The organism is Psychrobacter immobilis, assembly GCF_904846185.1.
In the GTDB taxonomy this organism is placed as follows: Bacteria; Pseudomonadota; Gammaproteobacteria; order Pseudomonadales; family Moraxellaceae; genus Psychrobacter; species Psychrobacter immobilis_B.
Genome location: NZ_CAJGZQ010000034.1, coordinates 1 through 15697, shown reverse-complemented (window position 1 = coordinate 15697; position 15697 = coordinate 1). Strand labels below are relative to the sequence as shown.

At 40.0% G+C, this 15697-nt stretch carries 16 protein-coding genes and 1 pseudogene; 5 read left to right on the top strand and 12 right to left on the bottom strand.

What is annotated here, in order from left to right:
* Positions 1 to 805: 805 nt before the first annotated feature.
* The gene (locus JMW94_RS15045; RefSeq protein ID WP_256713876.1) at positions 806 to 931 is read right to left on the bottom strand and encodes a hypothetical protein; all 126 of its coding nucleotides are present in this window, start codon (positions 929 to 931) and stop codon (positions 806 to 808) included.
* A gap of 99 nt (positions 932 to 1030) precedes the next feature.
* Positions 1031 to 1867 (bottom strand): cation transporter, encoded by an 837-nt coding sequence (locus tag JMW94_RS13980; RefSeq protein WP_057758797.1) that lies wholly within the window; start codon positions 1865 to 1867, stop codon positions 1031 to 1033.
* 76 nt (positions 1868 to 1943) lie between these two features.
* Between JMW94_RS13980 and JMW94_RS13975 the strand changes: the two are divergent.
* Positions 1944 to 2018, top strand: a pseudogene (locus JMW94_RS13975) (IS1 family transposase); the annotation flags it as partial.
* A 271-nt stretch (positions 2019 to 2289) separates the two neighbouring features.
* Here the strand turns inward: JMW94_RS13975 and JMW94_RS13970 are convergent.
* Both JMW94_RS13970 and lspA read right to left on the bottom strand, forming a co-directional pair.
* Positions 2290 to 2583 carry a DUF3817 domain-containing protein gene (locus tag JMW94_RS13970; protein WP_077452021.1) on the bottom strand — a complete coding sequence of 98 codons (294 nt, stop codon included), beginning with the start codon at positions 2581 to 2583 and terminating at the stop codon, positions 2290 to 2292.
* Positions 2584 to 3033: 450 nt separating this feature from the next.
* Entirely contained in the window at positions 3034 to 3741 is a 708-nt protein-coding gene (lspA, locus tag JMW94_RS13965; RefSeq protein WP_133104927.1) for a signal peptidase II, read from the bottom strand.
* A gap of 179 nt (positions 3742 to 3920) precedes the next feature.
* Between lspA and JMW94_RS13960 the strand changes: the two genes are divergently transcribed.
* Positions 3921 to 4571 carry an IS1595 family transposase gene (locus JMW94_RS13960; protein WP_201604795.1) on the top strand — a complete coding sequence of 217 codons (651 nt, stop codon included), beginning with the start codon at positions 3921 to 3923 and terminating at the stop codon, positions 4569 to 4571.
* A 27-nt stretch (positions 4572 to 4598) separates the two neighbouring features.
* On the opposite strand, the gene ccmI is transcribed toward JMW94_RS13960, so the two are convergent.
* From ccmI to JMW94_RS13940, 4 genes are all read right to left on the bottom strand, one after another.
* Entirely contained in the window at positions 4599 to 5879 is a 1281-nt protein-coding gene (gene ccmI / locus JMW94_RS13955; protein ID WP_201604794.1) for a c-type cytochrome biogenesis protein CcmI, read from the bottom strand.
* The gene (locus tag JMW94_RS13950) at positions 5876 to 6358 is read right to left on the bottom strand and encodes a cytochrome c-type biogenesis protein (RefSeq protein WP_020443538.1); all 483 of its coding nucleotides are present in this window, start codon (positions 6356 to 6358) and stop codon (positions 5876 to 5878) included. Before JMW94_RS13950 ends, ccmI begins: the two co-directional genes overlap by 4 nt.
* 83 nt (positions 6359 to 6441) lie before the next feature.
* Positions 6442 to 7104 (bottom strand): DsbE family thiol:disulfide interchange protein, encoded by a 663-nt coding sequence (locus JMW94_RS13945; RefSeq protein WP_413786202.1) that lies wholly within the window; start codon positions 7102 to 7104, stop codon positions 6442 to 6444.
* Positions 7105 to 9153, bottom strand: coding sequence for a heme lyase CcmF/NrfE family subunit (locus JMW94_RS13940; protein ID WP_201604793.1), 2049 nt, complete (start codon positions 9151 to 9153; stop codon positions 7105 to 7107).
* A 204-nt stretch (positions 9154 to 9357) separates the two neighbouring features.
* Here JMW94_RS13940 and cadR point away from each other — a divergent pair, with 204 nt between their 5' ends.
* A complete protein-coding gene (cadR, locus tag JMW94_RS13935) occupies positions 9358 to 9762 on the top strand; it encodes a Cd(II)/Pb(II)-responsive transcriptional regulator (RefSeq protein WP_284719852.1) in 405 nt (134 codons plus the stop codon).
* A 163-nt stretch (positions 9763 to 9925) separates the two neighbouring features.
* Here the strand turns inward: cadR and JMW94_RS13930 are convergent, their stop codons facing one another.
* Complete coding sequence (locus tag JMW94_RS13930) at positions 9926 to 10648, bottom strand: CHAP domain-containing protein (RefSeq protein ID WP_201569643.1); 723 nt, start codon at positions 10646 to 10648, stop codon at positions 9926 to 9928.
* Positions 10649 to 11445: 797 nt separating this feature from the next.
* Positions 11446 to 12090: a DUF411 domain-containing protein gene (locus JMW94_RS13925; protein WP_201604792.1), complete on the bottom strand. Its 645-nt coding sequence runs from the start codon at positions 12088 to 12090 to the stop codon at positions 11446 to 11448.
* Positions 12091 to 12329: 239 nt separating this feature from the next.
* Between JMW94_RS13925 and lnt the strand changes: the two genes are divergently transcribed.
* Entirely contained in the window at positions 12330 to 13898 is a 1569-nt protein-coding gene (gene lnt, locus JMW94_RS13920; protein WP_201604791.1) for an apolipoprotein N-acyltransferase, read from the top strand.
* Positions 13899 to 14084: 186 nt separating this feature from the next.
* Here lnt and JMW94_RS13915 read toward each other — a convergent pair whose 3' ends face one another.
* On the bottom strand, positions 14085 to 15011 hold the full coding sequence (locus tag JMW94_RS13915) for a cation diffusion facilitator family transporter (RefSeq protein ID WP_058025953.1): 927 nt from the start codon (positions 15009 to 15011) through the stop codon (positions 14085 to 14087).
* A gap of 240 nt (positions 15012 to 15251) precedes the next feature.
* Between JMW94_RS13915 and JMW94_RS13910 the strand changes: the two genes are divergently transcribed.
* Positions 15252 to 15494 carry a DUF6122 family protein gene (locus JMW94_RS13910; RefSeq protein WP_265088325.1) on the top strand — a complete coding sequence of 81 codons (243 nt, stop codon included), beginning with the start codon at positions 15252 to 15254 and terminating at the stop codon, positions 15492 to 15494.
* Positions 15495 to 15537: 43 nt separating this feature from the next.
* On the opposite strand, the gene JMW94_RS13905 is transcribed toward JMW94_RS13910, so the two are convergent.
* Positions 15538 to 15697, bottom strand: a 160-nt coding sequence (locus tag JMW94_RS13905) for an IS3 family transposase (RefSeq protein WP_413786203.1), incomplete at its 5' end; no start/stop codon positions are given.

Genomic DNA, 15697 nt, shown 5'->3' with positions numbered 1-15697 from the left:
GTTGATTGAGGGCCTTCACTTGGTGTTCTTTAACAATGATAAGACTGTATTTCGACAGTTAGTTAGCTTTTTAACCCCTAAACCTATGAAAATCGGGTGGGGATGATTTTTTTGTCGTGTGCAGAGGTATAAGATATAATAGATCTCTTGCATAAGTCATTGCTAGCCTTTGATACTCCGTTAACGAAGGTCAATAAAACGGTACTTTTGCAAGAGGTCTAATATGTTACTATCTACTAAATTTTTCAGATAGAGCTAATAGATAAGGTATGCCTCTGCCTTACTAATAACAACCTAAGATCGAGGATTTACAGTTGGAGCCTACAGGCGTAAAAAGTTAAAAATACTAAATGACGCAGGAACGCATGTTGTTCTTAAAGTGTCTATTGCTCCTCTGAATTTTATTGAGTATACCTATGGCGAATCAATCAGGTGCCTTCACTGGTTCGGTCCCCTAGTGAGGACTTGAATCTTTGGCTGTGAGCTAATGGTATTAAGGTTTCAACTTGCTGAGATAGCCACAGTGTACTTCATGATGTACTTACCATAGATATTCTATCTATGATCGGTGCGCTAGTGAGGACTTGAAGAGACCATCCCAGATTCTGTGTAACTGACGTTTAGATTAAATACTTACACAAAATTTAGGAAGGTCTCTGAAAATTAACCACCTGACACAACTCGTCACCTACTAACAGATCTTGGCGGTCATAAAAGTTGCCCCAACGCTTATAATTATTATCCGTTCTCGACTCAGGGTTATAAGTAATGGCGATGTAGGTTTGAATTTTATTAGTGTCCTAAATTAGTTGACCACCACCAGATTCTTATCAAAGACTTCATCATCTATTATTCGCCAAACGGCAACTTGCTGATGGTCTTTGGTGGTGACTAGATTTAAAGTTTGTTCAATCATTGCTTGAGGTCTCATATCCTTATGATGTTTATTTGCTTCAAACCCAGTTACTTTACACTTAGCGGTTTAATTAAGCTACTTACTTGAGCTATTTGCTTCAGTTATTAGGCTTGGCTACTTACTCAACTTCAATATTCTAAAGGCGCCCTGAATAACTAAAGCAAATACGATGCTACCAATAATCAAATCAGGCGTACTAGAGTGTAACCAATTAACCAAAATCCCTGCAACAATTACCCCTAAATTGATAATCACATCGTTTGAAGTGAAAATCATACTGGCTTGCATATGGGCTTCTTCTCCTTCTTTGCTTTTCGATTTTTGTAGTAAATAGAGGCAAATCAAGTTTGCAATTAGCGCAAGAATCGATATGACTATCATGGTAGAAAAGTCAGGTAACTGCTCATTGCCAAAGAAACGTCTTAGTACTTCTAAAAAACCAAGAATCGCTAGCGTAATTTGAAAATATCCGGCAATTCTAGCAATCCGTTTTTTCTTAATGACCGTTCCACCGACCGCAAATAAGCTAATTCCGTACACTAAGCTATCTGCTAACATATCTAAGCTGTCGGCGACCAACCCCATCGAACGAGAAATCAGTCCCGTGCTCATTTCAATAATAAAGAAAGCAAAGTTAATGACCAGCACTATCCATAGTAGCTTTCTTTGCTCAGCATCTTTTTTGTGACTAGAGTCAGCATCAATTTTAAAATTATTGTTGGGATCAGAGGGGTCAATGGTTTCGGTCGAGAGTAGGGTGTCTCCTAATTTTAGGTCATGAATAGCAGTCTCTATCCCTTCTATATTGTCATGATGAAACACAGTTAATTGACGGTTAGGAATGTCGAACTCAAGATGTTCAATATTCGAGTGGCCCTCTAATTTCATTCGGATTAGGTTTTCCTCCGAAGGGCAGTCCATCTTCGATATTTTAAAAGTTGTTTTATTCATAGTTACATTTATATCCGGGTGGTGGTTCAAAAAGTAGGCTGAAAAAAAACAGGCTGAGAAATTGATAAATAGTGAAATGCAAATGACACTATACATCAAATGCCCAGCCTGTCTAAGTGACAATATAAAGAAAAATGGTTTCAAAAGCTATACCCTACGATAACAGGAAAGCCATCGCGGATGACAAAACCTGTTTAGCTTTTAAACAAAACGGGTTTGTCGATAGTATGTAAGATAAGTTCGAAAAGTAACTGGAGTGTGAGACTATTCATACTGGGTCTGAATTAAAGTTTTATTGTGATTAATTTCTGCTCAATGTTATTCATTTGTCGCCACGATGAGTGATGGCGGCTTGTGATTTAGTTAGGAAAAATAATCTTGAGTAATAAGATACGTTTGTGGCATTTATAGCAGAGCTTGTTCTAGGCTTCTTTACTTACATTTTCCTGCAAGTTCTTTTTTAGTAAATGATCGAATATAAATGGGCCAAAAGGTAAGAGTGAGCCGAGTACGCCCGCAGGTATTGCCCAAAGAGGCATTTTCATTTTGATAGCTGAGCCTATAAGTATTATGATATAGGTAATAAACAACATACCGTGTGCCATACCGATGTATTTCACACCTTCTGGAATGTCCATCATATATTTTAGTGGCATGGCGATGAAGAGCAATAATAAGAAAGAGGTGCCTTCTAGATAGCCTATAGTCAGCTGAATGTAAAAATGTTATGGATTTAAACGCGCTACTGGTATAAATTTTACTTGCGTGCTGCGTTCCCAGAGGCTGCGCAAAATTCATCCCAGTAGTGCTATGACATTTTTAGAGTGTATCGACTATATAAGGGTAAGACTTTTTAACGCTGTCTCTTGTTTTTTTTCTAAGGCTGTGAATTTTTTCAATAGTTGGCTGAGTCTGTGACACTGTATTTTCCTTTTGTTATTATCAATAAAGAATTTATGGATTATTCAATTTCTCTATAATAATGGCTCTACGCAGAGCTTTTAAGTATTGAGTTTTAAGACCTAAAATGAGTGAGTACCTATACCAGTCATACATTACCTTCCAGTTCACATTTTATAAACATACTCAAGTATAAAAAGTATTTTTCCGTATAGAGTGAATACGACGCTAGTTCATTTTGTTTGTGATAATCGGCATCAATGTGCTTATTTATTACGCTTACTTTCTAAAAATATCATGTCAATTATAATCAATGCGACACCGACACAGACACCTATATCTGCAACATTGAAAAGAGGATAATTCCAGACATCAGCATAATGCACATGGATAAAGTCAACCACTTTACCAATTCTTAAACGATCGATTAAGTTGCCAATCGCACCACCAAGCATTAAGGCCAACCCCATAGATAATAGCTTGGCTGCACGTGGCGCTTTGATTAAATAAACCGTTAAAAAGATAGCCATTACAAAAGCTACGCCTGAGAAAAACCATTTCTGCCAACCGCCAGCGTTGGCTAAAAAGCTAAATGCTGCCCCATAGTTATAAGCGAGTGTCCAGTTGAGAAATGGTTCAATGACCGGTACGGGGTCATTGAACGCTAATGTGGTTTGGGCCAACCACTTAGTCCATTGATCAAGTATTAATACCATTATCGCCAACAAATACCAGATAAAAGCGCGACTGCCATTGGCAACCATTTTTGGCATTTTGTCCAACTTATCTTTAGGTGTTATTGAGTTGCCTGAAGTCACGTACATAGCTTTAGGCGTATGATTTATGGTTTTAGAGTCAATCGATTGATGAGTACTACTCACAGCTATAGGTACCTTCTTGTCAGCAATATTAGTACTAGCCGATTCAACGCTATTCAATTTAGTACTATCTAATCTGTCGGTAGATTCAGTCATAGTTGTTTCCTTTATCTATGTTTATACAATGAACAATGTTAAACGTATATGTTTTTGGTATACGATTATTAATCGCGCCACTTTCATAAACGGCTCCACTTACCGCTCTGGTATTATGAAACTTACGGTAATAATTTTTGGGGCTGTCCTAGATAAGTAAAATTATTTAGGATAGCACTATGAGAAAGAGTAAACTAAGTTGGTATAAACAAAGCAGACTAATCGAGTTATTTGTTGCCGGTTCTACCGCGAGAACAGCAGCAAGCCTAATTGGTATTAATAAAACGACAGCCAGTTATTACTTTCATAGGCTAAGACTGCTTATTTACGAGAATAGTCAAGACCCTGGTCTATTTGAAGGCGAAATCGAAGTAGACGAATCATACTTTGGTGGAACTCGTAAAGGCAAGCGAGGGCGAGGTGCTGGTAGCAAAGTGCCCGTGTTTGGTCTATTAAAGCGTAATGGCAAGGTCTACGCTTGTATTATACCCAATGCTAAAGCAGATACTTTGATCCCCATTATAAGAGAAAAAGTGAAGCCTGATAGCATTGTTTATACTGACTCATTTAAAAGCTATAACGCATTAGATGTCAGTGAGTTTACTCATTATCGTATCAACCACTCCAAAACCTTTGTTAATGACAAGAATCCCATTAATGGTATAGAGAACTTTTGGAACCAAGCTAAACGGCATCTACGTAAGTTTAACGGAGTTCCAAAAGAACATTTTCACCTCTATTTAAAGGAATGTGAGTGGCGTTTTAATCACAGTGACCCAAAGTCGCAATTACTACAATTAAAACAATGGGTTAAACAGGGTTTGAACTAGTTATCTAGGACAGCCCCTAATTTTTTATTAGGGAATCTGTTGATTGATTTCAACATTAACCTGAGTCTGTTCAACGCTAATCATTATAGGATTACCCGATAAGTCGCCTGATTCTGCTATGGCATTACCGCTATGACTAATACGAGCAACGACTGCTAACTGAGTTTTGTCACTACGAGCTGAATTTAACGTGCGATCTGGCATCATCGCATCAAGATTGCTTAAGCGGATACTAGCCTCACCTTGCTTGATAATACTAATGGGTAAACGTTTGGCGGCAAACGGTGGACCTCCTTTAACGTCACGTATCGCAACAAACAACACATCATCAGCTTTCACTAACGGTAATAAATTAGCGTTAATTTTCACTGTCACGTCAATACCTTCTAGCGCTTGCTTTTCTTGCGTGCTAACGTAGTTGCTTAACTCATCTAAGCTTGCTAAAGCTTTAGTATGATCACCTGGTTTGGCCACAATGCTGCCTTGTAAGCGTTTAATCCAACCTTGCGCTTGGGCAAAGTTACTACTACGAGTCTCACCCATTGCCATGAGCATTTGAGCCCGTTCATGCTGTGGATTTTTGGCAAGGACATCTTGTAATACACGGCGGCTACTGGCATCAAGCTGACCTTTATTGGCAAAAAAGCTAATCTGCGCATAAGTGGTCGCAATCTCTTCATTGTCTGGTGACAGACGGTAAGCGCGTGACAAAGCTTCAATCGCTGAGTCGGTAGCTTCAAGCGATAAAAACAGCTCTGACAAACGCATCCAGCGATCAGGATCATCGGCATGACGATAAACGTTGGTCTGCATCGCGCTGATAAGCTGCTGGCCGTTTTCGATTGCCCATACAGGTGGCTGATCGATTTTGCCAGTCAACAAGTCATCAGCGACTTTTCCGACCTTGTCTTCGGCCGTCCACAGATCAAACACAGGCGTTCGGTCACCCACCATCAGATACGCCAGCGCAGCCAATACAGGCACCCAAACCATGAGGATCAAGCGGCTTTTGATACCAGGGGTGACCATCGGCGTGACTTCACGCTGGGCATCCAATAGCTGACGCTCCAGTTCCAGCTTTTGATTTTGATAATGGCTATTATTAATAGTACCGCTGTCTTTATCTGTTTGTAGCTCAGCTAAACGTTCGCGAAATACTGCAACATTAATATCTAGCAGTTGATTGTCTATTGGTTTGGACTGCAAACGCGGTGCTCGTAGCCATGGCATAATAGCAATCAGCGCAAATATAAGAGCAATCAGCAAGCTTAGAGTTACAAATAAGCCAAAAGTAGAAAATAGAGTCATTTTTTGTCCTCTAGGCTAGTAATGTCGTGGTCGACACTCTCAGCTTGCGATAATAGACGATCAAGCTCAGCCTTTTCCGTAGAGGTCAAGGCAGCAGTACTGTTCACTGTGACGCCGCTTTGACCACGGGCAACAACTTGGCGACGCTTACTTTGCCAAAACCAACCAATAATTAAGACGAGCAATAATAGTGGTGGAAAAAACCATAGGATCCATGTTGATGGTCGCATAGGCGGCTTGTAGCTAATAAAGTCACCGTAGCGCTCTTGCATATAGACGCGTATTTCAGCATCACTACGTCTATCTTTAATTAAATCATAGACTTTTTGCTTTAGATCCTGTGCAATCGGTGCATCAGAGGCTGCAAGGTTTTGATTTTGGCATTTTGGGCAGCGAAACTCTTCTATTAATCCACGATACTGAGCTTCTTGCTGTGGTGAGTCAAAATCGTATACGTCAATAGCTGCGTTTGCCGTCATGTTAAGCAGACACGCTAGTATTAAGCTTGCTAGTTTTAAAACTATATTGGGTTTTAGTTGAGGAGCTCTTATTCGAGTAACGTTCATTTGCACATCTCCTCAACCTGAATGAGATCAGGACTATCGTTGTTCTTATTAGCCTTATTAAGTACTGTCAGGCACGGCTTAACACGCTGTTGCCAATTGGCTTCATTAATCTCACCAACAATATGCTGACGAATGATGCCATCTCCATCCACAACAAAGGTTTCGGGCGCACCAGTTATGCCTAAGTCTAGAGCAAACTGACCCAATGAATCCTGAATAGACATAGAAAATGGATCACCGCCTCGGTTTAAGTAACTGAGCGCATTACCAATATCGTCTTTATAATTCACACCAACGATATCAACGCCGCGCTCTTCTAGTTGCATTAAAAACGGATGCTCAATAACGCAAGTTGGGCACCATGAGCCCCAAACATTAAGTAAAAACGGCTTATCCGGCAAATTATCATTGGTGATAGTACGGGTAGTATCTGCTAATAACGGCAGCTCAAAGGTAGGAACCGGACGCTCAAGAGCGGTATTGGTCACAATGTCTGTTGGTTTACCTAAGCGCATGTACAATATAACTACCAAACCAAAAAAGAGGATAAGCGGAATTAAGAACCATAGCTTCGTCTGCTTTTTTTTCATTGTCTTTGGGTTACGCTGCTTACTGTTTTGGCTATCTTTTTGCTCAGGAGTATTATTCGACATAGTCATTTATTTCTCCTTTAGTGTCGACATCGTCGATACTGAGATTGCCTGCTCAATAGCTACCTCATTGACTCCATAAGTAGCCAAACTACCAGTAACTAGCAACGGAGCTTTAATTTTTTTGATGCGGTATCGTTTATCAAGCATACTAATTAATCCACCTAGAGCCATGATAATTGCCCCTAACCAAATCCAGCGAATTAATGGTTTTACATAAATCCTTAATGCCCATTGGTTACTACCATCGGCAATAGGTTCGCCCAGTGCGACATAAACATCGCGCATAAGACTGGGGTCAATAGCAGCTTCAGTTGTTGGCATCGTGCTGATAATATAAGTACGCTTTTCTGGAGTCAGTTTCGCCACTTCACGACCGTCTTTGGATACCACCACTTGCGCTTGCGTTGCATCAAAGTTACTCCCCTTTATTTCAAAAAATTCAGTTACTTCAAAATCGTAACCTTGAACATTGACTGTATCGCCAATACCCATTGCTACGTCACGCTCAATACTCAAGCTACTAGTAAAGGCTATGCCAATGACAGCAACCAATACGCCAATATGAGCAGTCTGTTGACCCCAATAGCTCAGACGCAACTGCCGCAAACCGTTAAAAAGATTAGGCGCATTCTTAGTTTTATCTTTAAAATCAACTGCCATCCATAGCAGTACCCAAAAGCTAACGGCTAAAGTCACACCAATATTAAGCATAGACGATGGATTAACAAAGTAAGTAATAATGGCGGCTAATACTAAGCTACTAACGGCGATGACCATGCCTATACCCAGTAGTGGACGGGTGTCTTTTTTCCAGCGAATATTTGAGCCCATACCCATAGCTATTAATAACAGCCACGTTAAAGGTACAAATAATGCATTAAAATAAGGAGGGCCGACGGACACTTGTCCTAAACCAAAGGCATCAGCGATAATAGGATAGAGGGTGCCGAGCAACACCACTAAGGTTGCAATCAAAATGATGGCGTTGTTGATCACTAAAAAGGACTCACGTGAAATCAGCTGATATTGACTTTCAACGGTTAAACGCCAACCGCGAACGGCAAACATCAATAGACCACTACCGATGATAATGCCAAGAATAGCTAAGATAACCAAACCACGCGTCGGATCAGCGGCAAACGAATGCACTGAGGTAAGGACTCCAGAGCGTACCAGGAACGTGCCAAGCAAGCTTAAGGCAAAGGCGAAAATAGCCAGCATGATGGTCCATGCTTTAAACACCCCGCGCTTTTCAGTGACTGCTAATGAATGCAGCAATGCTAAGCCGACAAGCCAAGGCATAAACGAGGCGTTCTCTACCGGATCCCAAAACCACCAACCGCCCCAGCCAAGCTCGTAGTAGGCCCACCACGAGCCCAGTGCAATACCAATGGTCAAAAATCCCCAAGCCGCCAGCGCCCATGGACGTGACCAGCGTGTCCAAGCAGCATCTAAACGCCCTTCCCACAATGCCGCCATACAAAAAGCAAATGGCACCGCTAAGCCCACATAACCCATATATAACATGGGCGGATGAATAATCAGACCGAAATCTTGTAGGACAGGATTTAAATCAGCGCCATCGACCGCTAGATTGGGTAAGGTACGCTCAAACGGTGACGAGGTAAATATCAGCATCGTTAGCATCATTAACTGTACACCGGCCAAAATAACTAATACCCGCGCACGCATTGATAACGGCAAGCCGCGACTAAAGTATGATACCAGTGCACACCATGTGGCCATGATGGTCATCCATAGCAGCAAAGAGCCCTCGTGTCCGCCCCATGTCGCCGATAACTTATAGTACCAAGGCAACAGCGTATTAGAATGCTGCGCGACGTAACTGAGGCTAAAATCATTATAATAAAAACCTGCTATCAAAGCGCCAAATGACGTTATCATGGCGGCAAACTGTGCCCAAGCTAGGCTAGGGGCTAGTCGTTGCCAAGCAACTTGGTTACGAATAACACCAATAGTTGGCAGAATTACCTGCAATAACGCCAGTACAAAAGCGGTAAGCAAGGCAAAATAGCCCAATTCTGTAATCAACATACGGTCTAACCTTATTTACTCTAATGCGGTTGCAGTTTACTGTGGCGGTGGAATTTTTATTATTAGAACCCACCTTTGAATAATGATATTATGAACCCTATAGTGGCTTTAGAGTCAAGGTTATTTATCTACAGTTTCGTAATTTTAATTTCTCTAGCGCTAGTCTTTACAGCCACTTTAATTATTTAAATCATAGAGGTTGTTATGACAATCAAAATTGGTGAGCTCGCTAAACGCACAGGTGCCACAGTAGAAACCATTCGCTATTATGAAAAAGAGCGTTTATTACCCGAGCCTTTTCGTAGCGAAGGGAATTATCGTTTATATAATGAAGAGCACATTGAGCGTCTACAATTTATCCTACATTGCCGTACGCTCGATATGGCTTTAGATGATGTGCGAATCTTACTTGAATACTGGGAGTCGCCTGACAAGGACTGCGGCGATGTGAATAACTTGCTAGATGAGCACATTCATGCTGTGGAAATACGAATGGAAGAACTGATGCACTTAAAGCATCACTTGACCGTTTTGCGCCAGAAATGTGCAGGTAGTGCACAAGCGGTATCATGTGGCATCATGTGGCATCTTAAACGCGCTTGCCGATAATTCTTGTAATGAGTAATGATATCAGTAGTGTTCATTTCTGACGGATCAAATCATGAAAGGTTAAATACGCCCTGATGTTAAGCACAAAAAAACCCAGCAATGATATTAAGATCACTACTGGGTTGGAGGAAATAACAACTATGTTGTGCTGACTTAGAAAGTCTTATTTATCATTCATAGCAAGGTAGATATTACGATCTGATGCGGATGCGTCATCCACGTATTTTGAATCGCGCCATGTCGTATAAGCATAGACACCACTGTATGGGCTGATGCTGTTCTGACGGAAATCAGAAATCCAATTTTCGCCATCAAATATTTGGATATGGCCATGTGGACGCTTTGATGAGCGATCATAGACAATAACATCACCTACTTGGGTTGGCATATCATTACTGATTTTGCTAAAACCTGCTTTATCAAGCGTGCCACGAGTGGCGTACTGATAGGCTGAAGGATTGGGGGTGAACTCATAACCTGCTGATTGTAGTGCTTTACGTACGTAACGGGCACAGTATCCAGAGCTACCAGATAAAGCCACTTTTGAGGCGCGAGCAGCAGCGATAGCGGGGGCTGAATTGCTATCAGGAACTGTATTGACTTGCTGCTGTTGTTTTTCAGCGTATAAGCGGCTGTTTAATGATGAAAGCTGATTCTCTTTTTGCTTGGCCTGCGCACTTAGGTTGCTAATTGCTTGACTAATTTCATCATTATTAGAAACATAAGCACCACTTTTGGTGCTATAGATGTTTTTTGATGAACCGTAGTTTGATGCCACAGAAGTATTGGTGATGGTATTATTTGTTTGAGAGATTGTGATAGCAGCACCACTCGTTTGTGCTATGCCCATACCCAGTACTGACAAAATCAATAAAGCCTGTTTCATAAATCTAATACCTACGGTTAATTCAAAATGGTCTGTTATCAACAACAGCGCAGTCAATTAAATTTCAACAACTCAAGTATATATACGTCATAGTGACTGATACTTCTGCTGCATATTATTCATATAAAAAATGATTATTGGCGATCACAGCATCATTGAAGTCTTACGAAGCTGTTGCAAATCAAGCTGCTGGCCAAAACACAAAGCCGACTTTAGCATAGGCTGTTTAGCCTGTCATCACCCTTAAAAACCCCAAAAATACTTTTTTGATGTTGAAAAAATTGCTAATATTCCACATTTTACAATGTAAGCTTGTGTAACATATACAGAATATAGCTGACTAAATTGACAACAATTTCTACTGTTTTATAAGCAAAAAAACGTCTGAGGGTTAAATCTAAATTACAGATTTAACCCTCAGACGTTTTTTTATTGGATGAAGTAATTACCCTATATAGGGTCTAACTAATTATTAAGATAATATAATAATTTATAATATTAATATAGATGTTAATTCCCTACTGGCTTATGTAATATTACGTAATTGTTTCGATACATCCTGTATATTCTTGTATTAACCCTTAATTATTTATCTATTTTAAGGGTTAATAACCGATAAATCCGCTTACATTGTCATCAAAAGTTACAAATTCAAAGTTATTTTTGCTTTTAAAGTCGCAATAGCTAATGATTTTTTTGATGAAGAATCATTTTATAAGCAATAGAACAGTCTTATACCTGCCTCATTTACTTTTAACGCTAACACTATAATCAAAGTATTCTTAACTGCTAACACACTATAATTGCTGCTCTACCGATTCAATATCAGCATAAACTTGGGTCGTCCCGTCTTTATTGAGCTGCATAACCTGATAGGGCATGAATTTATTTTGATACTCCATACCTGGGCTACCAACAGGCATGCCAGGTACGGCAAGACCCATAGCTTGTACTGGCGGATTTTCTAAGAACTGCGCCATATACTTAGCAGGTACATGACCTTCAAAGACGTAATCATCAGTAGTGACTACAGTATGGCAAGAACGCATCTCAGTTGGAACGCTGTAGCGCTCTTTAAATACGGCTAAGTCCGCAACATCTTGCGCGGTTGCACTTAGACCATTATCTTCTGCATGACTTATCCATTCTTTACAGCAGCCGCAATTGGCATCTTTATAGACCGTAGCTGAGACGTTTTTTAGTAAGTCTGGTTTACTTACTGATGTCATCATAGAATTATTTATAACGTTTGGTTCAGCTGTCTTTGGAACAGCCAAAACATCTTCAGTTGATGCCGATGTTGTGCTTGCATCAGATACGCCACTACTCGGTTGGCTACAAGCAAATAGTGATGAGGCAGCCAGTAATAATAACGTACTACGCAACCCCTTAGACAGATAACGATTGCATATAAGACTGGATTTTATTTTTAAGGGGGGCATAGTGCTTTCTCATGTACTGTAGGTATTGTGAGCTATAGAAGATCAAGTAACACTTCATATCGTTTGGTAATGTAGCATAATAACCCATTAAACGGAGTACATAAATTCATCCATTGAGCAGTGCAGGCTGGTATCATAAGCAGTTTTTATTTTAAAATACTGCCTGTAGTATTAACGGCTCTATCTAAGTTTTGGATTTTGATTAAAAATTCAAGGCTCATAATTTTGGATAATTTGCGATGCGCCTGTCTACTATTAATCTACAAAAGCGTTTGAGTACTCACTTAAATCAATTACCGCTATCGCTTACGCTAGTAGCAGCATGGCTTGCAGGAGCTATTTTTTTATTTTCGCTAGCGCCTTATGGGTTTTGGCCGCTAGCAATAGTATCACCAGCGATTTTATATGCGCTGTTGGTGACAAGTATGAGTGGTCGTCGCGCTTTTATTATCGGTGAAGCTTACGGTATGGGGCTATGGTGCGTCGGCGGCTTTTGGCTCTATACTGCTATCCATGATTATAGCGATACACCAACGTGGCTCGCATTGATTATGATTGCATTGATGGGTCTCGGTATGGGACTATTTCATGGATTGTTAGCACTAGTCTTTAACCGTATGGTAGGCAAACAACCCTTTTCATTTGCTGCTCTTTGGGTGCTACAAGAATGGTTAAAAACTTGGTTATTCACAGGCTTTCCGTGGCTGTTTGTTGGTTATGCATTTACTGAAGAGTATTGGTTATCGTCCTTAGCACCCGTTGCTGGTGTTTTTTCCGTCTCTTTTGTTGCCATACTATTGGCTGCAAGTTTAGTAGAGCTACTGCTTCGGCGCAGTAGTTATGCCATCGTTTCTGTACTGTTATTAGCCATTAGCACATCATTATGGCTGGTCAATCCGCAATGGACAAAACCTAAGGGCACACCTGATCTGTCAGTGTCATTGATTCAAGGTAATATTTCACAAGATATAAAGTGGCTGACGCAATATCAAGTAGAAACGCTAAAGATTTATGCGAAGTTAACGCGCACTGAGTGGGGACGTGATGTGGTGGTGTGGCCTGAATCATCTATTCCGATGTTTCAGGATGAGGCTGCGGGCTTTATTAGTGAAATGATAGAAATGGCCAATGCGACCAATACGACATGGATAACTGGTATCCCTTATAAGGATAAAGCGGCATTCAATGCCAGTACGGATAAGTATCCCCCATTTTACAATAGCGTGATTGCTCGAGGTGTAGAAGCGGAAGGCCTATACAAGAAGCAGCGTCTAGTGCCTTTTGGAGAGTATATTCCATTTGAAGGCGTGCTCGATATTTTCCCAAGTTTGGCCGGTAGTCAGGATATTAAGAGCTATAGTCGTGGTAGTGATCAGCAGTCACCGCTAAAGGTGCGTGAACACAATATAGGGACGGCTATCTGTTATGAGGTAGCTTATCCAGATACCACGCGTAAAAATGCCATCGATACTGACTTTTTGTTGACCGTCTCTAACGATGCCTGGTTTGGCACTTCAGCAGGACCATTGCAACATTTGCAAATGGTACAAATGCGCGCGCTTGAGAACGGGCGCTGGTTTATTCGAGCGACCAATACTGGTGTTACCGCTATCATTAACCATAAAGGTCGTATTGTAAAACGCGCACCGCAGTTTGAGCGTACTGTACTACGTGGTGAGATACAGGCACGGGTTGGTAACACGCCCTTTATGCTTATGGGAAATTATCCTATCTTGATAATAATAACCCTGTTATTACTAATAAGCTATTTTGGCAAAGGTCTAACCACACTTAGAAGACGAGGGTAATAGTAAACTTAATCATAATAATTTAATCAGCGTAAGTTTTTTATTTTTTCTAGGTAACGTCCTAACGCACGTAAATATAAAAGTTTTAAACTATTGATCACATAAGAACTGATTGAAAAAATTATGTTGACATAAGGCACGCGCCTCATACTTAAAAAGAGATAGCTATATACGGTCTATCATCTTTTAGTTGATACTTTCATTTAATGCACGCGATTTTTGATTGTCATCTGCCTTAGTACCAAATTCAATAGTTGCATGTTGTATATTCTGATGCGCCAAATCTTCCTTGATGTTTTCTTTCATAGTAATAGTCTCTTCAAACGTTATATCGGTCTTCGGTACAATATGAACTGTAAGAGCATTCTCAGTGGTACTCAAAGCCCAGATATGTAAATGATGAAAGTTTTGAATAAAATTATAGCTCTCTAAGATAGCAGTGATTTTACTGAGATCAACATTTTGAGGTACTCCGTCGATAGCAAGCTTGATACTCTCTTTTAGTAGACCCCAAGTCGATAACAGTATAACGACTGAAATAATCAAGCTAACTAGAGGATCAACGATATTCCAACTTGTATAGTAAATAATAATGCCCGAGATAACGACACCTACAGAGACCAATGCATCTACCATTAGATGCAAGAAAGCACCTTTGATATTAATATCGTCTTTTTGACCTTTGTAGAATGCAAAAGCAGAAACAGTATTTATAAATACACCTATTAGAGCTGTAATAATAATAACTTTTCCTGCAACTTCCGGTATCGTATCAAATCGACCCAAGGCCTCATACGCAATACCTATAACGATTGTAACTAACAATATGGCGTTAATAAGAGACGCCATTATAGAAGCTTTTTTGTAGCCATAGGTATAAAGCGTAGTAGATGCTTTCTGTGCTAATTTCATTCCAATTAACGAGATTATTAAACTGGCAACATCACTTAAGTTGTGGCTAGCGTCTGCGATTAAAGCTAATGAATTAGTTGAATAGCCCACTATAAACTCGATGAGCGTAAATGCAGAATTTAGACCAATCCCAATATAAAAAGCTTTATTCATATTTTTAGGGTCTGGAGCTTGATGACTGTGGTTATCTGAATTACTCATAATTTACCCTTGTTTAGGTTGCTGCATTTTAATTTGAAGAAAAATATATAAAGTCTATTAAATAGCTATTATGGTAATAAGTCTATATCTCATCTCAACCAGTGATTTTTTGGACAGGTATAATAATGAGAAGGTGAGTGTATGATGTATATATTTCACATGCAATCGAAAGACAAAAATATCTTATGTTTTATCTGAGATTGATGTGCCACTACAAACTATCTTGAATCGGAAAAATCGATGAGTCAAACCGTTATCCATTATTTTCTACATTTTGGCATGCCGTTGATTATCGCCTATATGTTTTTTCGTAGTGACTATAAGCGAGTTTATTTGATCCTAATAGCAACCATGCTAGTTGATTTAGATCATCTTCTAGCGACACCTATCTTTTCGCCCAATCGTTGTAGTATTAATTTCCATCCGCTACATACTTATTATGCGATGGCAGTATATGCGGGCATGTTGTTTTTACCAAAGTGACCCCTGCCGTCAAATCCGTACAGTTAAACTTGGGAGATTTTAGTTACGCAGCCTGACGATAATAATCAAACCACATCTGTCTTGGCGATTGATAGCCCAAACCCTTTTGAATCCTCGTCTGATTGTAGTACAGCTCGATATAACTGATAATATCATTGATGGCTGTGAACCTTGTTTTATAGTCTTGATGATATACCAGCTCA